Genomic DNA, 23,178 nt, shown 5'->3' with positions numbered 1-23,178 from the left:
CTTCGGGGAAGACGGGATGGCGAGGGGCTGGCGATCAGCGGGTGCGGTGAGGGTTTCGTGTCGGCTTCTTGACGAGCGCCCGGGTACGCGGCGCCGAGGGCCGGGGCCGGTGGCGGGGAGGTGCCGGTGTCGGAGTCCGGCCGTCCAGTCGGCTCAGGGACAGTTCGGGGGGCGCTGTGCGGGTGCGATCGCGCGTCGTGCGCCGAGGCTGCGGCGCCTGTCGCCGGCCGCGCGCCTTGCCCAGCGCGAGGTGGACGCACGCCCCCGCCAGTGCCGCCTCCGCCACCGCGCACAGCAGCGCTTCGGCCAGCGGGGCGCCGGTGCCTGCCGTCGTTATGTCGAACCAGGCGTCCAGTATCGCCATCGACGCGGTCGCCGAGGCCGTCAGGCGGGCTCTGGCGTCGCCGCGCAGGCCGAGCAAGGCCGTTGCGGCACAGCCCGCTGCCATGAGGACGTCGAGGCCGATCCAGGCCAGTGGCCAGTTGTCCACCTTGGTGCTGCCCGGGAGCGTCACCGCCAGCACCGCCATCCACGGCACCAGCAGCACCGCCGCCGCTGCCAGGGCGATCAGCGCCCACCCCTTGTGCGCCGCCGGCTTCCCCGTCCCGGGCTTCCCCGTCTCCGGCTTCCCCGTCCCGGGCTTCTTCGTCCCCGGCTTGCCGGTCTCCGGCTTCTTCGTCGCCGTCATCCCCATCGCCGCCCCCCTGCCCGCAGCCCTTCACACCAGCCTCCACCAGCTGCCTCGGACTGCTCTCGACCGCCTCCACCGTAGAACGCAGAGAAATCTCTGCAAAGAAAGTTCGGCAATCATCGGGGACTTCTCAGGGTTCTCAGGGTTACGGTGGCCGCATGAGCGACGGCATGCCCGAGATGACCAGCCTGGAGCGCACCGCTCTCTACAAGTCCCTCGGCAACCCCCTGCGCCGCCGGATCCTCGACTACCTCGGCCGGCACGGCGAGGCGAACTCCACCGTCCTCGCCCGCGAACTCGGCGAGAGCTCCGGCACCACCAGCTACCACCTGCGCAAACTCGCCGAGCAGCGGCTCATCGAGGAGATCCCGGAGAAGTCCGGCGGGCGGGAGCGGTGGTGGCGCTCGCTGCCGTTCAGCCACACCACGCCCGACCCGGCCGCGATGGGCCCCGAGGAGTACGCGGCCGCCGAACAGCTCGCCCTGCTGAAGATCGAGGTCGACACCCGGCTCTTCCGCCGTGCCCACGAGGAGTACCGCGGACCCCGGGGCTGGGCCCAGGTGCAGCGCACCGGCGCCTGGATGACCAAGGAGGACCTGCACGCGTTCGTCCGCGCTTACGGGGAACTGCTCGACCGCTACGGCCACACCCGCGAGGACGCCCCCGAAGGGGCGCGCCACGTGAACCTGCGCTTCTACGCCGCGCCCGAGCCCGTGGGGGAGCGGAACGGCGAACCGACCGGCCCATGAGACGCGCCGAGCCATGTGCTCGGGCCAGGTGCCGCGGGCAGGAGGCGGTCACGGCACCGGCAACAGCACGAGCATGAGCCGGTGGAAGACGGTGGCGAACGGAGGCCCAGGACCTACGGCTTCGCGAGCCGGCGTCCCGGACACCGGCTGTGGGAATCCGGCTCCCATTCCCCGACGAAGTCGACTTCCGGAGTGAGCCGCACCCCCGTTCGGAGCAGGGCCTGTTCCTGGACGATGTCGATGGCTCGGGTGAACGCGGCTGCGCTCGCCCCCTCGTCGGCGACCAGGGTGTAGTGCAGCGACGAGATGCGTACGCCCTCGACGATCGGGGAGCCGAGTTCGAAGCCGGCCTGGCGGATGAGCCAGCTCGCGCTGACCCGGGTCGAGCCGTCGGGGAACTCGTTGACCGGCGCGTTGCGGGCACGCAGTCGTTCCGCCTGGGCGGGGGTGATCTCGGGACTGAGGAACACACTGCCGGCCGAGCGCCGGTCGGTGTCACAGCAGCCCAGCACCATGCCCTTGCCCTTGCGGACGACGAGCACCGCCCCGGCGGCCTCGGACAAGGGGACCCGGCTGCCCACCGGGACACCGAGTTCCGCGGCGACCATCCGATAGGTGACCGGGGCGCTCAACTCGGAACGGCGCAGGGCGAAGACCAGTTTCAGCAGGGTCCAGCGACGGGAGCCCTTGAAGACGCTGGTGCGGTGACCCAGCCCGCAGGCCGCCGCCGCCATGGTGACACTGCGTCCCAATGCCCAGTCCCAGGCGGTCACTTCGACCAGGGTGTCGGAGATCTCCTGCCCGTAGGCGCCGACGTTCTGGATCGGCGTGGCGCCCGTCGTCCCGGGGATGCCCACGAGCATCTCCATACCGCTCAGGCCCTCGTCGATGGTGGTGGCGACGAGGTCGACGAGCGGGTGGCCGGCCTGGACCTCGATCAGCGTACGGCCGTCGGCGGTCTCCCCCGCCCACCGCACGCCCCTGGTGTTCATCCGCAGCACGGCGGACGAGCAGCCCAGGTCGCTGACCAGGACGTTGCTTCCGGACCCCAGGCACACCGGTTCGTCGGCGTAGGTGCCGGCCAGTTCGACGAAGGAGGGGAAGTCCGCCGGATCGTGCAGGTCGACGAAGGCCGCTGCCGGGCCTCCGATGCCCAGTGTCGTCATCGGGGCGAGCGGTGCGCCGTGGGTGACTCGCATATCCGTGGTGTTCTCCTTGGTGCCTGGGTACGACGGGCAACTCGTGGCCGGGGCCCCGGCCGCCGGCCGGCTCTGTCAGCTCGCCGCTTCCTGGGGATCGGCGCTCAGGAGATCGTCTGCCCGCTGTACGACGTCGCGTGCCGCCCCGCTGTCGTAGCGCTGGAACCTGTGGCGGAGGGTCGTCAGGCGGCTCCGGGCGCGCCGGGAGGTGGCCCGCTCGGCCAGGGACAGGGCGTCGTGGGCGGCTTCCGCCGCGCCGTCCACGACGTGCCGGGACAGCCGGGCCTCGGCCAGCGAGGTGTGGTGCAGCAGCCGGTTCAGCTGCTGGCTCTCCCCGAGCAGCTCGATGCCGTGTGCGAGATGCTGCTCCGCCTGGTGCGGGCGGCCCAGTTCCAGCCAGGCCCGACCGGCGTCGGCCACCATGACGGCCGGTGTCAGCCAGTAGGCCCACGGGGCGTCGGCCGGCGGCTCACCGTGCCGGCTGAGGTCGGCCGCCGCGTCCATGGCGAGCCGGCAGCCGGTCTCGTCACCGAGGCTCGCACGGGCCCGTGCCTCACGGGTGGCCAGCAACGCCGCGCCGAGGCCCATGTCCTCCCCGGCCGAACCCTTGCGTGCGATGCGGATCAGACGCAGCGCCTCCTCACCCCGGCCCTCCCACGTGGCGTGGTAGCTCATACACGAAATGATGTACGCGGCCAGGGCACGGTCGCCCGCGGTGTGTGCGGCGTTCAACGCGGTCACGAAACAGCTCTGGCTGCGCCTGGTCATCCCCAGGTCCGCGGCCAGCCATCCGGCGAGCTGGCCCAGCTCGGCGATGCCGCGGTGCAGCCGTACGCCGGTCTGCGCGTCGTAACAGCACTCGGCTGCCAGTCTTCTGGCCCACTGGAGGTCCTGGAGCGCCCAGTCCATCACCAGCCGGGTGCCGCGGAAGGCGTCGTCCAGCTCGCGCAGCTGACGGATCCGGGTGGTCAGCAGGTCGACGGCGACGGCGGGGAGTTCCTCGCCGCGGAGCTGTGAGGGCGCGTCCGCCGCGTCGGCCACCAGCCAGTCCACCGCGGCGGCGATCAGGTCGGGACCGGGCTCCGCGGCGCCGTTCGTGCCCGGGGCCCGGAGGCGGCCGGCCCGCGCCTCCGGGCCCTCGGCGGTCGTGAAGTGCTGGGGCCACAGTGCTTCGACGGAGACGGGCTCACCGAGCCGGTCGGACAGGATCCGCGCGACCACGTGGGGGAGCCGGCGCCGGGGGCGTGCGCCCTTGAGCCAGTTGTAGGGGGCCTTGCTGCTGATGGTTCCGGTGCCGCACTTCTTGTTGATCTCGCTGGCCAGTCGCTCCGGCGACCACGCTAATCGCATCAGGCAAGTGGCCAGCAGTGACGTCTCGTTCATCGGGGAAACTCGACCTCCCTCGCTAGCACTTCCCCGGCGGAATGGTACGAAATCCGTGACGGCGCACACAGCTGATGCGGGTGGGGTGCGAGTGCTCACGGCGTGTGCGGTGGAGCGGCCCGGCGTGGAGGTCTCAGACCTTGATCCCGGACGTCGCCGAGGGCCGGAGCGGGGGCGGTGGGCTGTCCGATGCCGTCGTACGCAGCACGTACCGGTAGAGGAGTACGCCCACGGCCAGTACCGCGACCGCGAACAGGAAGGGCGCCTGGAACGATCCGGTCGCCTGAGCCAGCCACCCGGTGAACATCACACCGAAGCCGGTGGCCGCCGTGTTGGCGAAGTTCATCAGGCCGCTGACCGCCCCCACGGTGCCGGGTGCCGCCAGCAGGCCCGGCAGACTCCACGCCACAGGTGCCGCGATGGCCAGCCCGGAGAGTGAGACCGACATCCAGCACACGGCCTCGGCCGCCGAACCGGCGGTCCCTGCCGCCCCGATCGTGGCGCCGAGCGCCAGTCCCGCGGTCAGTACGTTCCTGCGGATCCGCATCGGGTCGTGGCCCCGGCGCACCAGTCGGTCCACCAGCCAGCCGCCGACCACGAGTTCGGCCACGGTCGCCACCGCCCAGGGGATCATCGAGTGGATGCCGGAGTTGAGCAGCCGGAGGCCGAACTCCCGCTGGAAGAACTCGGGCATCCAGGTGACCACGACGTTGATGGTGTAGCCGTAGCAGGCGAAGGCGAGGGCCACGACCCAGTTCCTTCCGGTGCACAGCACGGAGCGGAGCTGCCCGGCACGCCCCCGGTCGGTGTCCCGCGCCCCGCCGTCGAGGATGAACTCCCGCTCGCTGTCGCGCAGCAGGGGATGCTCGGACGGGTCCCGGTAGCCCCACCACCACAGCGCTGAGAACACCAGGCTGAGTGCCGCGCTGAACACGAACCCGGCCCGCCAGCCCCATTCGCTCATCACGAACGCCAGCACCGGGAACGCCACCATGTTGGCGAACTTGGTGGCGCCGTCGAACACCGCCGTCGCCGTGCCGCGTTCGCCGAGCGGAAACCACGCGGCGGTCGCCTTGGAAGCGGAGACCATGGACGGCCCCTCGGCCACGCCCAGCAGCAGACGTGCCGCGATGAGGGGACCTAGTCCGCCGGCCACCGCGGTCAGCAGGCTGGCGACCGCCCACAGGGCGGACCCGATCCGGGTGAGCCAGGAGACGCCGAAGATGTCCACCAGGGCGCCGGCCGGCAGCTGAACTAGACAGTACGACCACGTAAACGCGGCGAGCACGACGCCGAGTCGACTCAGATCGAGGCCGAATTCATGGGCCAGGGGTGAGCTCGCCACCGATAAGGCCGTGCGGTCGAGGAAGTTGACGACTATTCCTCCGGCGAGCAGCCCGCCGATTGCCCAGCGGGTGCGTCCATGGTGCTTCACAGGAGTGGGTCACCTTTCACGAAATGGCAGGCTGCACGCGTGCGGTGCCGAACGGTCCGGTGCCGAACTGACCAGACTGACCAAGCTGACCCCCTTGATCACTTCATGCGGCGTCACCGGTGTGGTGCAGTGAGATCCACCGTATGCCGACCGCAGGGAGGAACCGCCCGTGCCCGACGTGTCAACCGGTGGTGCAGCGCGTCCTGACGGGAGGATGCGTTCGTCCTGTCCGTCCGGCTGAGCTCCCAGCACGGACCGCCGTTGTCGCAGGCCGACCGGACCGCGGCGGCCGAGCGCATCATCGTCACCCGTCGCAGTGGCCGGACCGGCGGATCGCGGGGAGTACGGGGGTCTCGCCCGCGACCGTCGCCGGCCTGCGCAGACGTTCAAGCGCAAGCGAGGCGCAGTCGACCGCCAGGGCAGGACGCGACGGGCGCGTCCGTCCGCTCAACGCGGCCGAGGGGCGCAGACGCGCCCTGCGGTTCCTCGCCGTCCGCCTGAGAACGCCGATCACCGAGTACTTCGCGCGCCTTCCGCGAGGCTTCCGGGCGGCCCGCGAACAGGGGTACGCCGTCGTCGGACCGCCCCCGGCGTCACACCGGCTGCCTGAGGCCGGACACGCAGCCGATGCCCGACCGACGGCCTCGCATGGTGGGCCGGACGGTACCGGTCGTGCGACGATGCCGGTATGAATCGATTGGCTGACTCCCAATCGCCCTATCTGCTCCAGCACGCCTCCAATCCGGTGGATTGGTGGCCATGGGGAGAGGAGGCGATGACGGAAGCTAAGCGGCGGGACGTGCCCATTCTCTTGAGCGTGGGCTATGCGTCCTGCCACTTATGCTTCCGGTGATCCACTGGTGTCATGTCATGGCGCACGAGTCCTTCGAGGACCGGGCCACCGCCGACTATCTGAACGAACACTTCGTCAGCGTCAAGGTCGACCGGGAGGAGCGGCCGGACGTCGACGCCGTGTACATGGAGGCCGTACAGGCCGCCACAGGTCAGGGCGGCTGGCCGATGACCGTCTTCCTCACCCCGGACGCCGAGCCCTTCTACTTCGGGACCTATTTCCCGCCCGCGCCCCGGCACGGCATGCCCTCCTTCCGGCAGGTCCTGGAGGGCGTGCGGCAGGCCTGGGACACCCGGCGTGACGAGGTCTCCGAGGTCGCCGGGAAGATCGTCCGCGACCTCGCCCAGCGGGAGATCAGCCACCAGGCCGCGCAGCCGCCCGGCGAGCAGGAACTCGCGCAGGCCCTGCTCGGACTGACCCGCGAGTACGACCCGCAGCGCGGCGGATTCGGCGGGGCGCCGAAGTTCCCGCCGTCCATGGTGCTGGAGTTCCTGCTGCGGCACCACGCGCGGACCGGCGCCGAGGGTGCGCTGCAGATGGCCCAGGACACCTGCGAGCGCATGGCCCGGGGCGGGATCTACGACCAGCTGGGTGGCGGCTTCGCCCGGTACTCCGTCGACCGTGACTGGATCGTGCCGCACTTCGAGAAGATGCTGTACGACAACGCGCTGCTGTGCCGGGTCTACGCTCACCTCTGGCGGGCCACCGGATCGGATCTCGCCCGGCGCGTGGCCCTGGAGACCGCCGACTTCCTCGTCGGCGAACTCCGCACGGACGAAGGCGGGTTCGCCTCGGCCCTCGATGCCGACAGCGACGACGGGAGCGGGCGGCATGTCGAGGGCGCGTACTACGTGTGGACGCCCGAGCGGCTGCGCGCCGTCCTCGGCGACGCGGACGGTGACCTCGCCGCCCAGTACTACGGCGTGACCGACGAGGGCACCTTCGAGCACGGCCAGTCCGTCCTCCAACTGCCCCAGCAGGAAACACTTTTCGACGCCGAGAAGATCGCCTCCGTCCAGCAGCGGCTGCTGCGCGAACGGCGCCAGCGCCCCGCACCCGGCCGGGACGACAAGGTCGTCGCCGCCTGGAACGGCCTCGCCGTCGCCGCGCTCGCCGAGACCGGCGCCTACTTCGACCGGCCCGATCTGATCGAGGCCGCACTCGGCGCCGCCGACCTCCTCGTCCGTGTGCACCTCGACGAACACGCCCGGCTCGCCCGCACCAGCAAGGACGGCCGGGTCGGCCCCAACGCCGGTGTCCTGGAGGACTACGCCGACGTCGCCGAGGGCTTCCTGGCGCTCGCCTCGGTGACGGGGGAGGGCGTCTGGCTGGACTTCGCGGGGCTGCTCCTCGACCATGTGCTCGCCCGCTTCACGGACCCCGGGACCGGCGCCCTCTACGACACCGCCGCCGACGCCGAACAGCTCATCCGCCGGCCGCAGGACCCCACCGACAACGCCACCCCCTCCGGCTGGACCGCCGCGGCCGGCGCCCTGCTGAGCTATGCCGCGCACACCGGTTCCGAGCCTCATCGGACAGCCGCCGAGCGGGCGTTGGGCGTGGTGAAGGCCCTCGGGCCGCGCGTGCCCCGGTTCATCGGCTGGGGGCTGGCCGTCGCCGAGGCCCTTCTCGACGGGCCGAAGGAGATCGCCGTCGTCGGACCCGACCTCGCGGACGAGAAGACAACGGCCCTGCACCGTACGGCACTTCTGGGCACCGCCCCGGGCGCAGTCGTGGCCATGGGTGCTGCGGAGAGTGATGAATTCCCGCTCGTCGCCGGCCGCCCGCTCGTGGGCGGTCAACCTGCGGTTTACGTCTGCCGCAATTTCACCTGTGACGCGCCGACGACCGACCCGGAACGGCTGCGGGCGCTGCTCAACGACCGCTGAGCTGCGTAGACGCAGGGAGCGGGGTAGGGGCGAACTGTCCGAAAGTGAGCGGGTGTTCGGATAGATACCGCTTCCCGTACCACCGTTCCGAAACAAGCTATTTATCGGAAGAGCTCCCACGCTTCACAAAACCCCCCTACGCTCTCCACAGCGATGCGGCGAATGTGACCCACCGTCGCGTGCGCTGGGGGATATCAGGGGATCTGGGGGGATCTTTTTGCTGACGTCTGTCTTCATCGCTGCCGTCTCACTGGCCTTGTTCTGGATGGCGGCCTTCACCCTGTGGTGGCAGATGCACGCGTGGCGCACGCCCGAGGTGCTGGCCTCCACCCGGTTCGGCAGGCCGGACGGGGCCGAGCAGCTGTCCTTCTCGCTGCTCCTGCCGGCCCGGCACGAGCAAGCCGTGCTCGACCACACCATCCAGCGGCTGCTGGAGTCCACACACACCGACTTCGAGATCATCGTGATCGTCGGGCACGACGACCCCGAGACCACGGAGGTGGCCGAGAGGGCCGCCGCCCGTGACCCGCGCGTCCGGGTCGTCGTCGACACCCACGAGAAGAAGAACAAGCCCAAGGCCATGAACACGGCGCTGCCGCACTGCCGCGGCGACGTCGTCGGGGTCTTCGACGCCGAGGACCAGGTCCATCCGGAGCTGCTCGCCCACGTCGACCACGCCTTCCGGACGACCCGGGCGGATGTCGTCCAGGGCGGCGTCCAGCTCATCAACTTCCACTCCAGCTGGTACAGCCTGCGCAACTGCCTGGAGTACTTCTTCTGGTTCCGCTCCCGGCTGCACCTGCACGCACAGAAGGGGTTCATCCCGCTCGGCGGCAACACCGTCTTCGTACGGACCGACGTCCTCAGGCAGGCGGACGGCTGGGACCCCAACTGCCTCGCGGAGGACTGCGACCTGGGTGTCCGGCTCTCGTCCGTCGGCAAGAAGGTCGTCGTCGCCTACGACTCCGACATGGTCACCCGCGAGGAGACCCCGGGCTCGCTGATGTCGCTGCTCAAGCAGCGCACCCGCTGGAACCAGGGCTTCCTGCAGGTGTACCGGAAGAAGGACTGGAAGCAACTCCCGGGATTCGGACAGCGGTTGCTCGCCCGGTACACCCTGATGACCCCGTTCATGCAGGCCTTCTCCGGCGTCATCATCCCGCTCAACGCGGCCGTCGCGCTCTTCCTCGACGTCCCCGTCGGCATCGCCTTCCTCACCTTCCTGCCCCTGGTCACCGCCGTCGTCACCTTCGTCTTCGAGGTGGTCGGACTGCACGACTTCGGCGTTCAGTACGGCCTCAGGGTCCGCTTCGTCCACTACGTGAAGCTCATCGTGGGCGGGCCCTTCTACCAGGTCCTCCTCGCCGGTGCCGCGATCCGCGCCGTGTGGCGCGAGCAACGCGGCCGGAACGACTGGGAGTTGACCTCGCACGTCGGCGCGCACCTCACCGCGGCCGAGTCCCTCCGAGAGGACCTTCCTGCGTGACCTCCACTCTTCCCGCGGTGACCGCAGCCTCGGTCCCCGCGCAGCGCCAGGCTGCGCCCACGACCCGTTCGACCGGTCGAACGCGGCCTCCGGTACGACTCCGCGCCTCCCGCCCCGACCTGCTGCTCTGCGGCGCTCTGCTCACCGCGATCCTCGTCGTCCAGGGCTGGAACATCGCCGACTACCCGACCCTCAGCGACGACGAGGGCACCTACCTCGCCCAGGCCTGGGCCGTCCAGCAGGGCCGGGGCCTCGCCCACTACACCTACTGGTACGACCACCCGCCGCTCGGCTGGATCCAGATAGCCCTGGCCGGCTGGATCCCCTCGGCGATCAGCCCCGGCTCGATGACCGTCGGCACCATGCGGATCGTGATGCTGCTGGTCAGCGGGGTCAGCGCGGTCCTCGTCTATGTCCTCGGGCGCCGGCTCTCGCTGCCCCGCTGGGCCGCCGGACTCGGCATGGCCCTGTTCGGGCTCTCCCCGCTCGCGGTCGTGCTCAGCCGGGAGATCTTCCTCGACAACATCGCCGTGATGTGGCTGCTGCTGGCGTTCTGCCTCGCGGCCTCGCCCAGCCGCCACCTCTGGCACCACTTCGGCGCGGGCCTCGCCGCCGCCGCGGGCGTACTCACCAAGGAGACGATGCTCGTCGTCCTGCCCGCCCTGTTCGTCACCATGTGGCGGCACAGCCACCGCGACACCCGCAAGTTCGCCCTCACCGGAGCCGTCACCGCCTGCGCCCTGATCGGCTTCTCCTACCCGCTGTTCGCCCTGCTGAAGGGCGAGCTGTTCCCGGGCGCCGGGCATGTCTCGCTGTGGGACGGCATCAAGTACCAGATGTCCAGGCCGGGTTCGGGATTCATCCTCGACCAGGGCTCCGGCTCGTACGGCGTCCTGCACTCCTGGCTGTACTACGACCGCGTCCTGCCCCTCGGCGGCCTCGCCGGAGCCCTGCTCCTGCTGCTCACCTGGCGCTGGTCGGTCACCGCCCGCGCCCTCGCCGGTCCGGCGCTGACGGTCGCCGTCCTGGCCGCCGTCGCCCTGCGTCCGGGCGGCTATCTGCCCGCCATGTACGTCATCGGCGCGCTGCCCTTCCTCGGCCTGGTCCTGGCGGGCGGCGCCGCGTCCGTCGCACACGCGGTCATCCGCAGATGGCGCGCCGAGAGCGAGAACCGGTACGTCACCGGGGGCCGGTACGCGCTCGCCGCCGTGCTCGCGCTCGCCGCCGGCGGCTATGTCGTACCGCACTGGTACGACGGCGACCGCACCGCCGTCACCGCCGACGCCAACAAGCCCTACCGACAGGCCTCCCACTGGCTCAGCACCCGGGTGGCGGACCCGAAGGAAACCCGCGTCCTCGTCGACGACGCCCTCTGGCTGGACCTCGTGCACGCCGGATACCGGCCCGGGCTCGGCGCCATCTGGTTCTACAAGGCCGACCTCGACCCGGCGGTCACCAAGACCCTGCCGCACGGCTACCGGGACCTCGACTACGTCGTCGCCTCGCCGACCGTCCGCCGTGACGCCAAGGACCTGCCGGGCGTCAGGGCCGCCATCCAGCACTCCACGCCGGTCGCCACCTTCGGCAGCGGCCCCGACCGCATCGAGATCCGCCGCATCCAGGCAGCGGGTGGCGCCCGATGAGCGAGCACACCGCCCCGATACCCGGCCTGGACGCCGTCGAGGTCGCTGAACCCGGCGCCGTCACCGTCGTCGTCCCGACCTTCAACGAGTCCGCGAACATCCGGCGGCTGCTGCGACTGATCACCGAGTCCGTGCCCGCGCGGCTGCCCTGTGAGGTCGTCTTCGTGGACGACTCCACCGACGACACCCCCGAGGTGATCCGCGCGGCCGCCCAGGACTGCCCGTTCCCGGTGGCCGTACTGCACCGCGCGGAACCCGCCGGCGGGCTCGGCGGGGCGGTCGTCGAGGGGCTGAAGGCGGCGACCTCGGACTGGATCGTCGTCATGGACGGCGACTGCCAGCATCCGCCCTCCCTGATACCGGAGTTGGTGGCCGCCGGCGAGCGGGCGAACGCCGGCCTCGTCGTCGCCTCCCGGTACATCGAGGGCGGCAGCCGGGCCGGGCTCGCCGGCGGCTACCGGGTGGCCGTCTCGCGCGGCGCGACCTGGCTCACCAAGGCCCTCTTCCCGCGCCGGCTGCACGGCATCAGTGACCCGATGAGCGGCTTCTTCGCCATCCGGCGCGGCGGCTTCAGCACCGAGGCGCTGAAGCCTCTCGGCTACAAGATCCTCCTGGAGCTGGCCGTCAGAAGGCGTCCGGGCCGGGTCGCCGAGGTGCCGTTCGTCTTCCAGGACCGGTTCGCGGGGGAGTCCAAGTCGACCGCGCAGGAGGGCTTCCGCTTCCTGCGCCATCTGGCCGGGCTGCGCACCGCCTCGCCCGTCGCCCGCATGGTCGGCTTCGGGCTGATCGGCGCCAGCGGCTTCGTGCCGAACCTCGTCGGACTCTGGGCGCTGACCGTGCTCGGCATCCACTACGTGCCCGCCGAGATCCTCGCCAACCAGTTCGGCGTCGCCTGGAACTTCCTGCTCATCGAGCAGTTGCTGTTCCGCGACCGGCGCGCACACCGCCGCTGGTGGGACCGGCTCGGCCGGTTCGCGCTGCTGGCCAACGCCGACCTGGTGCTGCGCATCCCGCTGATCGCGCTGCTCGTCGGCCGGTTCGGCATGGGCGCCCTGCCCGCCACCGCGCTCGCGCTGGTCATGACGTTCGTCCTGCGCTTCGTCGGGACCGAAGCGCTGGTCTACCTCCCCCGCCGCCGGGGGAGCCGAGCAAGGAGAGCCGCTTGAGCAAGTACCGCAGACGAACCGCGCTGGCCGGGGTGGGCGCCCTGACCGCCGGGCTGCTCCTGGCCGCGCCGCAGAGCGCCGAGGCCGCCAACCTGATCAAGAACCCGGGCTTCGAGACCGCCGGTACGGACGGCATGCCGTACTGCTGGGAGAAGTCGGGCTGGGGCGACAACGACTTCAGCTTCGAGACGACCTCGGACGCGCACTCCGGATCGAAGGCCATGAAGGTCACGCTGACCCGCCGGGTCGACGGCGACCGCAAGGCGATGCTCACCGAGTCCACCGACTGCGCACCGGCGGTGACCGTCGGCAAGCAGTACGACCTCGGGGTCTGGTACAAGACCACCACCCCGGACGCCAACGTCACACTGTTCCGGCACGACACCACCGCCGGCTGGCAGTACTGGACCGACGTCAAGACCCTCGACATGGCCTCGGCCTGGACGCAGGCCACCGTCCGCACCCCCGAGATCCCGCCCGGCACCGACCGCATCACCTGGGGTGTCTCCGTCTACGGCACCGGCTCGGCGACCACCGACGACTACACCATGGACCAGGTCCCGGACGTGACGCCGCCGGCCCAGTGCACCGGCACCAACGACCAGTGCGCCAACGGCAGCTGGTCCGTCCTGCCGACACAGAACCCGGTCCGCTCCATGCACTCCGTCGTGCTCAGCAACGGCAAGGTGCTGCTGATCGCCGGCTCCGGCAACAGCCAGGACGCCTTCAACGCGGGCACGTTCACGAGCGCGGTGTACGACCCCGCCGCCGGCACCTACAAGGTCATCCCCACGCCGAAGGACATGTTCTGCGCGGGACACGTCCAGCTCCAGGACGGCCGGGTGCTCGTACTGAGCGGCAACAAGTCCTATCCGGACCCGAACGGCACACACGGCTACGAGGGGTTCAAGGACTCGTACATCTTCGACCCGAAGACCGAGACGTACACCAGGACCAACGACCTCAACGACGGCCACTGGTACCCGTCGGCGACCGAGCTGGGCAACGGTGACGTCATCACCTTCGGCGGGCTGCGCGAGGACTCCACCGGGTCCGTGACCGCCGAGCGCTGGTCCGACAAGGACCAGCAGTGGCTGCCGACGTGGAAGGTCAACCAGACCTGGTCGTTCTGGGGTCTGTACCCGGCGATGGTCCTCATGCAGGACGGCCGCCTCTTCTACACGGGCAGCCATGTCTTCGGCAACAACATCCCCGGCACCGGCTCGGCGATCTACGACTACGGCGCCAACACGGTCACCCAGATCCCGGGCCTGCAGAACAAGGACCAGCGGGACCAGTCGTCGTCCGTGCTGCTTCCTCCGGCGCAGGACCAGCGGGTGCTGACGGTCGGCGGCGGCAACATCGACTCCAACCCCGACGCCAATCGCCTCACCGACGTGATCGACCTCAAGCAGGCGAACCCGTCGTACGTCGCCGGGCCGCCGATCCCGCAGGGCACGGTCGACCTGGGCAACGGCAAGGTCCCGGAGACCGGCAGCCAGGGCAAGATGTACGTCTCCACCGTGCTGCTGCCCGACGGCAAGGTGCTGGAGACCGGCGGCGCCCTGCACAACCGCGCCAACCCCGTGTACGAGTCCTCGCTCTACGACCCCGCCACCAACGCCTTCCAGCAGGTGGCAGCCGACCCCGAGTCCCGCGGCTACCACTCCTCGGCGTTCCTGCTGCCCGACGGCCGGGTGATGGCCACCGGCGACAACCCGGGCAACGGCAGCTGGAACCACAACGTGTCGATCTACACCCCGCCGTACCTCTACAAGGGCACCCGCCCGACGATCACCTCCGTGATCAACCAGGAGTGGAAGTACGGCGACACCCAGCGGATCACCGTCGACCGGCCGATCGCCAAGGCGGAGCTGATCCGCCCGGCCGCGGTGACTCATTCGTCCGATCCGAATCAGCGGTTCGTGGATCTGCCGCTCTCGGTGGACGGCAACAACGTCGACCTGAACGTGACGAACAACCCCAACCTGGCGCCGCCCGGCTGGTACATGCTGTTCGCGGTCGACGCCAACGGGGTGCCCTCGGTGGCCCAGTGGGTGCATCTGACGGGCCCGGCGGCCCTGACCGCCGCCACCGCCTCCCCGCACATCCACGCCTTCGCCGACGGCCTCACCGGCCAGGTTTCGGGGCCCGCCAAGAAGCGCACGTCCCAGCAGGTCAGCCCGACCCTGTCCGGCTGCGACCGGCACTACGGCTCGATCAACGTGTGCGTGCCGACGGCCTTCCCGGCGCAGGTGAAGAAGACGACCGCCGCGCGCTGCGCCTGGCTGCGGCGGAACGACTACGGTCCCCTGAGGGTCAACGGCGGGGACGACCCGCTGGGCCTCGACCCGGACCGGGACGGAGTGGCCTGCGGCAAGGGAGACGTCAGGCGCCGCTGAGAATCATCGCCCCCAGGGTGAGCTGAGCGCCCCACTGCACGAACACGGCCCAGAGCCTGGCGTACGTCCACCGGGCTCTGGGCCACACCAGTGGGCGCGCGTACTCAGCCCCTCTGGGTGCGCATGCTCAACGCCCGCTCCACGACCGCCTCCAGCTGGTCGTGGTGCGCGCCCTTCCAGTACGCGCGGCCGCAGTCCGCGCACTGGGCGAAGACGTCGTACGAGCGCTGGGTGCCGTGCTTGAGCTGGGCGGCGACCTCGTCCTTGGTGGCCTGTCTGAGCAGGCCGTTGCAGGCGGTGCAGCGGGTCCAGGGACGAAGGGCGGGGGCGAAGCGGTCGAGGACGTCGTGCAGCTGGTCGTCGGGACGGGTGCTGTAGACGAACGCACCGGCCCACAGTTCGCGGCGGCGCAGCAGGCCCCGGTCGCGGCTGAGCATCACCCGCTTCTCGGCCGCCGAGCGGGTGGCGAGTGCCGGGTCGCCGATGTCGGTCGACTCGTACGCCGCGTCGATGCCGAGCAGCCGCAGCCGGCGGGCCAGGGTGCCGAGGTGGACGTCGAGGAGGAAGCGGAGCGGGGCGCCGGGGACCTGCTGGGGGCGCTCGACGGGGCGTACCCGCACCGTCTCGCCCGCCTTCGGGATGTGGGAGACCGGTACCGCGCGGCCGTCCACGACCAGCGCGCCGACCTCGGTCAGCGGGACGCCGAGGGACTCGATGACATGGCCGAGCGTGGCGACGCCGTCCGTGCCGAGCGGTGTCGAGCCGGCCCGCCGGGCGGCCGGCACGAACAGGTGGAGCGCGGGGGCGACTTCGACGTGGATCTCGGGTCCGTTCACTCCGTCAGCATCGCACGGGAGGCGGCGCGGACCTCAGGGGTTTTCGCCGGGCAGGCCGTGCTCCATGACGTCCAGGGCGCGGTCGATCAGGGTCGTGAAGTCGTCCCGGTGGCCGTTCTCGGCCCAGTACATCGAGGTCTCCATCAGGCCACCGATCAGGGACATGGCGTAGACCCGGACCTCCAGGCTGTCCGGGTCGCGGCCGGTGCGCTCGCCGATGGCCTCGCAGAGCATGCGGCCGGTGGCCGACATGCTCTCCATCATCCGCGAGCGCACTGCCGGGACCTGGACCATGAGGTGGGTGCGCAGCCGGGACACCTCCTCGTCCTCGGACGTGCCGAGTTCGACGGCCCGGTGCATGACATACCGGACGGTGTCCGGCCAGGGCTCCTCGACGGGCCGCTGCCTGATCTCCGCCAGGATGACCGGGTCGTACTCGTCGGTGAGGACGATGTCCTCCTTGGTCGGGAAGTACCGGAAGACGGTCGACGGCGACACCTCGGCGCGCTCGGCGATCTGGTCGATCGTCGTGGCGTCGTAGCCCTGCTCCTTGATCAGCGCGTAGGTCGCCGCGCGGATCGCCTCCCGGGTCTTGATCTTCTTGCGTTCCCGCAGACCGAGGCGGGGCCGGTCGGCGGGGGCGGTGCTGGGGGTGCGTGCGGCCGTCATGCCGGTCATTGTCCGGCATCCGCGACGGGGGCGGCCACGGCCGGAGTCTCCTCGTCCTCCTCTCGCGGCATGTGGCGCACCACCGGCGTACTGGGCAGCAGCAGGGCCGCGAGCAGGGCGGCCAGGAGGGCGGCGGCACCGCAGACGAGCAGCACCAGGGTCATGCCGTGGACGTACGACATATTTGCGGACGCCGCCAGACGGGCCGAGTCGGTGTGTGCGGCCACCACATGGGCGGCGACCACGGACTCCCGGGCGGTGTGGGCCGCCGGCCCGGGCAGACCGGCCACGTCGAGCCGGTCCCGGAAGGCGCTCGCGAGGAGGCTGCCGAGCAGCGCGATACCGATGGCGCCGCCGACCTGACGGAAGGTGCTGAGCAGCCCGGAGCCGCTGCCGGCCCGAGCGGCGGGCAGGGCACCGAGCGCGCCGTCCATGGCCGGGACCACCGAGAAGCCGAAGCCCAGCCCCGTGATCGACAGCCACAGCGCGGTGAATCCATAGCCGTCGTGCACGGTCGTACGGCTGCCCAGCAGGGCGGCGAAGGCGAGCACGACCAGACCCGCGCTGACCGCCGCGCGCGCCCCGAACCGGGCGACGAACGGCTGGGCGCCCTTCGCGGCGACCAGCAGCCCGGCCATCATGGGCAGCAGCCGCAGACCGGTGGCGAAGGCGTCGTGGCCGAGGACCGCCTGCAGATACGTCGGCACGGCGAACATCAGGCCCGACAGCACGAACATCACCAGGGTCGCGGCGACGGTGTTGAGCAGGAAGCCGCGGTGCGTGAGCAGGCCCATGTCCAGCATGGGGCGGGACACCCGCCGTTCGCGCAGCACCAGGGAGCCGAGCAGGACGGCGGCCGCCGCGAACATCGCCAGTTCCAGGCCGTCGCCCCAGCCGCGGTCCGGGGCCTCGATGATCGCGTAGATGAGGGCGCCCAGGCCGGCCACGGAAAGTGCGGTGGAGACGGGGTCGACCTTCGGGGTGGCCGGGTCCCGGGTCTCCGGCAGCAGGAAGACACAGGCGGCGATGCCGATGGCGGCCATCGGGATGTTGATCAGGAAGACCGAGCCCCACCAGAAGTGGTTCAGCAGAAAGCCGCCGACCAGGGGGCCGAGGGGCATGCCGAGGGCGGAGGCGGCGGTGATCAGGCCGACGGCCTTGCCGCGCTCCTCCGGGCCGAACAGCGCGGGCAGCACAGCCAGGGCCAGCGGCATGATCAGCGCGCCGCCGATGCCCATGACCGCGCGGGCGGCGATCACGGCGTTCACATCGCCGGCCAGGGCGCCCAGCACCGAGCCGCCCAGGAAGACGGCGAGTCCGGCGATCAGCATCAGCCGGCGGCCGAACCGGTCACCGAGCAGGCCCGCCGGGAGCATCAGCGCGGCGAAGACGACGACATACGCGTCGGCCATCCACTGCTGCTGCCCGGTCGTGGCGCCGAGCTGCCCGGCCATGGTCGGCAGGGCCACGTTGAGGATCGTCGAGTCGAAGGCGAGCACCAGCATGCTCGCTACCAGGGCCCCGAGGGCCCACCAGCGGCGGGGGTCGTGCCGTGTTCCGACGACGTGAGTGACAGTAACCATGAAATGAGAGTAACTCTCAAAATCTGGTTACTGTCAATAGAGAGCTTGTGCCAGGCAGGCGAAAGATGGTTTCCGGCATACGAAAACGGCCACGGCTGGGGAGCCGTGGCCGGGAGAGGGAGAGAGGGGGCCGGAGCGCTATGCGTGCTGGTAGGCCACCAGCGAGATGCCGACGTAGTGGACGATGAACGCGGCGAGCGTGAAGGAGTGGAAGACCTCGTGGAAGCCGAACCAGCGCGGTGACGGGTTCGGGCGCTTGATGCCGTAGATCACGCCGCCGGCGCTGTAGAGCAGGCCGCCGACGATCACCAGGATGAGGACCGCGATACCGCCGGTGCGCAGGAAGTCGGGCAGGAAGAAGACGGCCGCCCAGCCCATCGCTATGTAGCAAGGGGTGTAGAGCCAGCGTGGTGCGCCGACCCAGAAGACGCGGAAGACGATGCCGGCCGCGGCGGCGGCCCAGATGCCCCACAGTAGCCACTGTCCCTTCGCGCCGGGCAGGAGCAGCAGGGTCAGCGGGGTGTAGGTGCCCGCGATGATCAGGAAGATGTTGGCGTGGTCGAGGCGGCGCAGGACGCCGTCCATCCGGGGGCTCCAGTTGCCCCGGTGGTACAGCGCGCTGACGCCGAAGAGCAGGCAGGCCGTCAGGACGTAGATCCCGCAGGCGACACGGCCTCTGGTGGAGTCGGCGAGGGCGGTGAGCACGAGGCCCGCGATGAGTACGGCCGGGAACATGCCGAGGTGCAGCCAGCCACGGAGCCTGGGCTTGACCGGATGCGGCAGGGAGAGCGCGACGGGACCGCGGCCGGCGGCCGGCGAGTCCATGGGCGCGTCGGAGGCGGACGCAGTCATGGGCCGCATCGTACCTACGGAACCGTAAGTTACGGATCAGTCTCGCACCCCGGAGTGGTCCGGAGTGGCCATCGTCTCATGGGCGACCCGGCCGAGACGTTCAAAAAGTCTTTCAGGCGAACTCAACGTGCACGTAAAGGAACACGGAGATATGCAGGAAAGACGCGAAAACCGTGGCCTTCCTCACGCCGCTCACCTGTGACACCCCCTGGACATATGCGCACCCGGGACGGATGATCAAATGAGTGCGGTCGGCACCGGATGAGCGCCCACAGTCAAAGCGACTGCGAAGCATCCGGGTCGCAGCCCCCACGGGGCCCCAAGGAAAAATCCCTCACCAGGGCAAATATCCCTCACTTAGGAGCAATCGTGGCGCGCGACATCGCGGCTCCCGCCCCCACCAACCACCAGGAACTGATCTCGTGGGTCAACGAGATCGCCGAACTGACCCAGCCGGACAGCGTGGTCTGGTGTGACGGCTCCGAGGCCGAGTACGAGCGGCTGGCCGAAGAACTGGTAGCCAAGGGCACCTTCAAGAAGCTCGACCCGATCAAGCGCCCCAACTCCTACTACGCCGCCTCCGACCCGACCGATGTCGCGCGTGTCGAGGACCGGACCTTCATCTGCTCCGAGAAGGAGGAGGACGCCGGCCCGACCAACCACTGGATGGCTCCCGCCGAGATGCGCGAGGTCTTCTCCGGTGAGCAGGGCATTTTCCGCGGCTCGATGCGCGGCCGCACCATGTACGTCGTCCCCTTCTGCATGGGCCCGCTCGGCTCCAGGCTGTCCGCGATCGGCGTGGAGATCACCGACTCCGGGTACGTCGCCGCGTCCATGCGCACCATGACCCGCATGGGACAGGCGGTCCTCGACGAGCTGGGCGACGACGGCTTCTTCGTGAAGGCCGTCCACTCGGTCGGCGCCCCGCTGGCGGAGGGCCAGGACGACGTTCCGTGGCCGTGCAACTCCACCAAGTACATCTCGCACTTCCCCGAGTCGCGCGAGATCTGGTCCTACGGCTCCGGCTACGGCGGCAACGCCCTGCTCGGCAAGAAGTGCTACGCGCTGCGTATCGCCTCCGTCATGGCGCGTGACGAGGGCTGGCTGGCCGAGCACATGCTGATCCTCAAACTCACCCCGCCGCAGGGCGAGTCCAAGTACGTCGCCGCCGCCTTCCCGAGCGCCTGCGGCAAGACCAACCTCGCCATGCTGGAGCCCACGATCTCCGGCTGGACCGTCGAGACCATCGGCGACGACATCGCCTGGATGCGGTTCGGCGAGGACGGCCGCCTCTACGCGATCAACCCCGAGGCCGGTTTCTTCGGCGTCGCGCCCGGCACCGGTGAGCACACCAACGCCAACGCGATGAAGACCCTGTGGGGCAACGCGGTCTTCACCAACGTCGCGCTCACCGACGACGGCGACGTGTGGTGGGAGGGCATGACCGAGGAGACTCCGGCCCACCTGACGGACTGGAAGGGCCGGGACTGGACGCCGGAGTCCGCGGAGCCCGCCGCGCACCCCAACTCCCGCTTCACGGTCTCCGCCGCCCAGTGCCCGATCATCGCGCCGGAGTGGGAGGACCCCAAGGGCGTGCCGATCTCGGCGATCCTCTTCGGCGGCCGCCGCGCCACCGCCGTACCGCTGGTGACGGAGTCCTTCGACTGGAACCACGGCGTCTTCCTCGGCGCCAACGTGGCCTCCGAGAAGACCGCCGCCGCCGAGGGCAAGGTCGGCGAGCTGCGCCGCGACCCGTTCGCGATGCTGCCCTTCTGCGGCTACAACATGGGCGACTACATGGGCCACTGGGTCGATGTCGCCAAGGGCAGGGACCAGGCGAAGCTCCCGAAGATCTACTACGTCAACTGGTTCCGCAAGAACGACGAGGGCAAGTTCGTCTGGCCGGGCTTCGGTGAGAACTCCCGCGTCCTGAAGTGGATCGTGGAGCGCCTGGACGGCAAGGCCGAGGGCGTCGAGACGCCGATCGGCGTGCTGCCGACGCGCGCGGCACTCGACACCAACGGGCTCGAACTGGCCGACTCCGACCTGGACTTCCTGCTCTCGGTCGACAAGGAGGTCTGGCGCGAGGAGGCGGCGCTCGTCCCCGAGCACCTCAACACCTTCGGCGATCACACCCCGAAGGAGCTGTGGGACCAGTACCACGCGCTTGTGGAGCGCCTGGGCTAGCCCCACCCGAGACTCCACGGCCGGCCGCCGTGCCCTGACCAGCGATCGTCACGGCCGGCCGTGGTGACATGCCGGCGAGGCCCGCACAACGGCGTGGGGGCCCAGGGCCTGTCGTCACGTTCCCGCTCGCCCCGCGGGAGCACGACGGCAGGCCTTCGCCTTTTCCACCGGCCACCTGGGTCTCGGAGGTGAACGGGGCGACGGACCGGCCCCGGCACGGCAACGCACCAAGGAGCGCGGGGCCGTATCGATATGCGGCTCCGCCGCGTGCGGTCAAAGCCAACGCAGTTCCCATGGCTCCCGGTCCGCGCGTCGCTGCGGGTGCACGCGGACCGGGGCCGATCGGGGTGACCCCGGTGGGGTCAGTGGGCGGCGCTGAGTTCCTTGGGGTCGGCCAGCGCAGCGGTGTGGGCGTCCATCCGCTCGGCCGCGAGGATCGCCACGGCCGTGTCCGCACGCGAGGCGGCGACCACGAGCGCCCGGCCGGCGAGCGCGTGGGCGCGCTGGTGCAGGGAGGCGGGGTCACCTTCCGCGGCCGGTGTCGCGCGCATCGGGGTACGCCCGCCTCGGAGTCGGCTCACCTCGCCGGCCAGGCGTTCCGCGGCGGTGTCCAGGTCGGCCGACGGGCTCAGCCCCCGCAGGTCGTCCGTCACGGCCAGCAGCGCGGCGAGATGGCCGGCGAGCTGGATGTCCAGCTCCTCCTCGCGCGACCGGTGGGGGAAGTCGGAGGTGGTGCCGGCCATCGTGCTGTGGACCGACTTGGTGCGGATCGGTTCGTACATGGGGATGGCCTCCTGTGCTCTGACAGGAAGCCATCCTAGCTTGGATTTCGTCTAAAGTTGAGACCGATCACGGAATGGAGCGCGTCGGCTACGGCTGGCTGTATCCGTCCAGGAAGGTGCCGATCCGGGTGATCGCGTCCCGGAGATCGCCGACCGTCGGCAGGGTCACGACCCGGAAGTGATCCGGCTCGGGCCAGTTGAAGCCCGTGCCCTGGACGACCATGATCTTCTCCTGGCGCAGCAGATCCAGGACCATTTGCCGGTCGTCCTTGATCTTGAAGACCTGGGGGTCGAGGCGCGGGAAGAGATACAGCGCGCCCTTGGGCCGTACGCAGCTCACGCCCGGGATCTGCGTCAGCAGCTCGTGCGCGGTGTCCATCTGCTCCTTCAGCCGGCCACCCGGCAGCACCAGGTCGTCGATCGACTGGCGTCCGCTGAGCGCGGCGACCACGCCGTGCTGCCCCGGCATGTTGGCGCACAGGCGCATGTTCGCCAGGATCGTCAGGCCCTCGATGTAGGAATCGGCGTGGGCGCGCGGCCCGGAGATCGACATCCAGCCCACCCGGTAGCCCGCCACCCGGTACGCCTTCGACATGCCGTTGAAGGTGAGGGTGAGCAGATCCGGGGCGATCCTGGCGGTCGGGGTGTGTGTGGCACCGTCGTAGAGGATCTTGTCGTAGATCTCGTCGGAGCAGATCAGCAGGTTGTGCCGGCGGGCGATGTCGGTCAGGCCCGTCAGCATCGCCTCGTCGTACACCGCGCCCGTGGGGTTGTTCGGGTTGATGATGACGAGAGCCTTGGTGCGGTCGGTGACCTTGCGCTCGATGTCGGCGAGATCGGGCATCCAGTCGGACTGCTCGTCACAGCGGTAGTGCACGGCCGTACCGCCGGCGAGGGAGACGGCGGCGGTCCACAGCGGGTAGTCCGGGGCCGGTACGAGGACCTCGTCACCGTCGTCGAGCAGGCCCTGCATCGCCATCACGATCAGCTCGGAGACGCCGTTGCCGATGAAGACGTGCTCGACGTCCGTCTCGATGCCGAGGGTCTGGTTGTGCATGACGACCGCGCGGCGGGCGGCCAGCAGGCCCTTGGCGTCGCCGTAGCCGTGTGCCGTCGACACGTTCCGGAGGATGTCCTCAAGGATCTCCGGGGGGCAGTCGAAGCCGAACGCGGCCGGGTTGCCGGTGTTGAGCTTGAGGATGCGGTGACCGGCCGCCTCCAGCCGCATCGCCTCCTCGAGCACCGGGCCCCGGATCTCGTAACAGACGTTGGCGAGCTTGGTCGACTGGATCACCTGCATGCTCGTGAGCTTACGACTCGCTGTCGATTCGTGGGCCGTGTTTTCCACCACGCGAGACGCGGAGGTTTGCCCT

15 protein-coding genes and 2 pseudogenes are annotated in these 23,178 nt (G+C 70.3%); 7 read left to right on the top strand and 10 right to left on the bottom strand.

Annotated features, from left to right (window positions below; genetic code table 11):
• Nucleotides 1–34 precede the first annotated feature (34 nt).
• Nucleotides 35–694, bottom strand: coding sequence for a hypothetical protein (locus AV521_RS49250; RefSeq protein ID WP_076087660.1), 660 nt, complete (start codon nt 692–694; stop codon nt 35–37).
• A 155-nt stretch (nt 695–849) separates the two neighbouring features.
• Between AV521_RS49250 and AV521_RS12665 the strand changes: the two genes are divergently transcribed.
• A complete protein-coding gene (locus tag AV521_RS12665; protein ID WP_076087658.1) occupies nt 850–1,440 on the top strand; it encodes a helix-turn-helix transcriptional regulator in 591 nt (196 codons plus the stop codon).
• A gap of 113 nt (nt 1,441–1,553) precedes the next feature.
• On the opposite strand, the pseudogene AV521_RS12660 reads toward AV521_RS12665, so the two are convergent.
• The 3 genes and pseudogenes from AV521_RS12660 to AV521_RS12650 all read right to left on the bottom strand — a co-directional run.
• Nucleotides 1,554–2,645 (bottom strand): annotated as a pseudogene (locus tag AV521_RS12660) (UDP-N-acetylmuramate dehydrogenase); the annotation flags it as partial.
• A gap of 69 nt (nt 2,646–2,714) precedes the next feature.
• A complete protein-coding gene (locus tag AV521_RS12655; RefSeq protein WP_076087654.1) occupies nt 2,715–4,022 on the bottom strand; it encodes a hypothetical protein in 1,308 nt (435 codons plus the stop codon).
• A 133-nt stretch (nt 4,023–4,155) separates the two neighbouring features.
• Nucleotides 4,156–5,457: an MFS transporter gene (locus AV521_RS12650; RefSeq protein WP_076087652.1), complete on the bottom strand. Its 1,302-nt coding sequence runs from the start codon at nt 5,455–5,457 to the stop codon at nt 4,156–4,158.
• A 688-nt stretch (nt 5,458–6,145) separates the two neighbouring features.
• Between AV521_RS12650 and AV521_RS12645 the strand changes: the two are divergent.
• The 5 genes and pseudogenes from AV521_RS12645 to AV521_RS12625 all read left to right on the top strand — a co-directional run bounded on the left by AV521_RS12645 (nt 6,146) and on the right by AV521_RS12625 (nt 14,896).
• A pseudogene (locus AV521_RS12645) lies at nt 6,146–8,199 on the top strand (thioredoxin domain-containing protein).
• 217 nt (nt 8,200–8,416) lie between these two features.
• A complete protein-coding gene (locus AV521_RS12640; protein WP_076087650.1) occupies nt 8,417–9,685 on the top strand; it encodes a glycosyltransferase in 1,269 nt (422 codons plus the stop codon).
• Nucleotides 9,682–11,328, top strand: coding sequence for a glycosyltransferase family 39 protein (locus AV521_RS12635; protein ID WP_076087648.1), 1,647 nt, complete (start codon nt 9,682–9,684; stop codon nt 11,326–11,328). The genes AV521_RS12640 and AV521_RS12635 overlap by 4 nt, the downstream gene beginning before the upstream one ends.
• The gene (locus AV521_RS12630; protein WP_076087646.1) at nt 11,325–12,494 is read left to right on the top strand and encodes a glycosyltransferase family 2 protein; all 1,170 of its coding nucleotides are present in this window, start codon (nt 11,325–11,327) and stop codon (nt 12,492–12,494) included. The genes AV521_RS12635 and AV521_RS12630 overlap by 4 nt, the downstream gene beginning before the upstream one ends.
• Complete coding sequence (locus tag AV521_RS12625; RefSeq protein WP_076087644.1) at nt 12,491–14,896, top strand: galactose oxidase early set domain-containing protein; 2,406 nt, start codon at nt 12,491–12,493, stop codon at nt 14,894–14,896. The genes AV521_RS12630 and AV521_RS12625 overlap by 4 nt, the downstream gene beginning before the upstream one ends.
• Before the next feature lie 104 nt (nt 14,897–15,000).
• On the opposite strand, the gene AV521_RS12620 is transcribed toward AV521_RS12625, so the two are convergent.
• The 4 genes from AV521_RS12620 to AV521_RS12605 all read right to left on the bottom strand — a co-directional run bounded on the left by AV521_RS12620 (nt 15,001) and on the right by AV521_RS12605 (nt 18,836).
• Entirely contained in the window at nt 15,001–15,732 is a 732-nt protein-coding gene (locus tag AV521_RS12620; RefSeq protein WP_076087642.1) for a Mut7-C RNAse domain-containing protein, read from the bottom strand.
• Between the two features lie 33 nt (nt 15,733–15,765).
• A complete protein-coding gene (locus tag AV521_RS12615) occupies nt 15,766–16,410 on the bottom strand; it encodes a TetR/AcrR family transcriptional regulator (protein WP_076087640.1) in 645 nt (214 codons plus the stop codon).
• Nucleotides 16,407–17,984, bottom strand: coding sequence for an MFS transporter (locus tag AV521_RS12610; RefSeq protein WP_076087638.1), 1,578 nt, complete (start codon nt 17,982–17,984; stop codon nt 16,407–16,409). The genes AV521_RS12615 and AV521_RS12610 overlap by 4 nt, the downstream gene beginning before the upstream one ends.
• A gap of 138 nt (nt 17,985–18,122) precedes the next feature.
• On the bottom strand, nt 18,123–18,836 hold the full coding sequence (locus AV521_RS12605; RefSeq protein ID WP_076087636.1) for a hemolysin III family protein: 714 nt from the start codon (nt 18,834–18,836) through the stop codon (nt 18,123–18,125).
• A gap of 369 nt (nt 18,837–19,205) precedes the next feature.
• Between AV521_RS12605 and AV521_RS12600 the strand changes: the two genes are divergently transcribed.
• Entirely contained in the window at nt 19,206–21,023 is a 1,818-nt protein-coding gene (locus AV521_RS12600) for a phosphoenolpyruvate carboxykinase (GTP) (RefSeq protein ID WP_076087634.1), read from the top strand.
• 362 nt (nt 21,024–21,385) lie between these two features.
• On the opposite strand, the gene AV521_RS12595 is transcribed toward AV521_RS12600, so the two are convergent.
• Entirely contained in the window at nt 21,386–21,805 is a 420-nt protein-coding gene (locus tag AV521_RS12595) for a hypothetical protein (RefSeq protein WP_076087632.1), read from the bottom strand.
• An 88-nt stretch (nt 21,806–21,893) separates the two neighbouring features.
• A complete protein-coding gene (locus AV521_RS12590; RefSeq protein WP_076087630.1) occupies nt 21,894–23,105 on the bottom strand; it encodes a pyridoxal phosphate-dependent aminotransferase in 1,212 nt (403 codons plus the stop codon).
• Between the last annotated feature and the right edge of the window lie 73 nt (nt 23,106–23,178).

The organism is Streptomyces sp. IMTB 2501 (assembly GCF_001953885.1).
Classification (GTDB): Bacteria; Actinomycetota; Actinomycetes; order Streptomycetales; family Streptomycetaceae; genus Streptomyces.
Note: the sequence above shows the minus strand (reverse complement) of the source record. Positions and strands in the feature narration are given on the sequence as shown.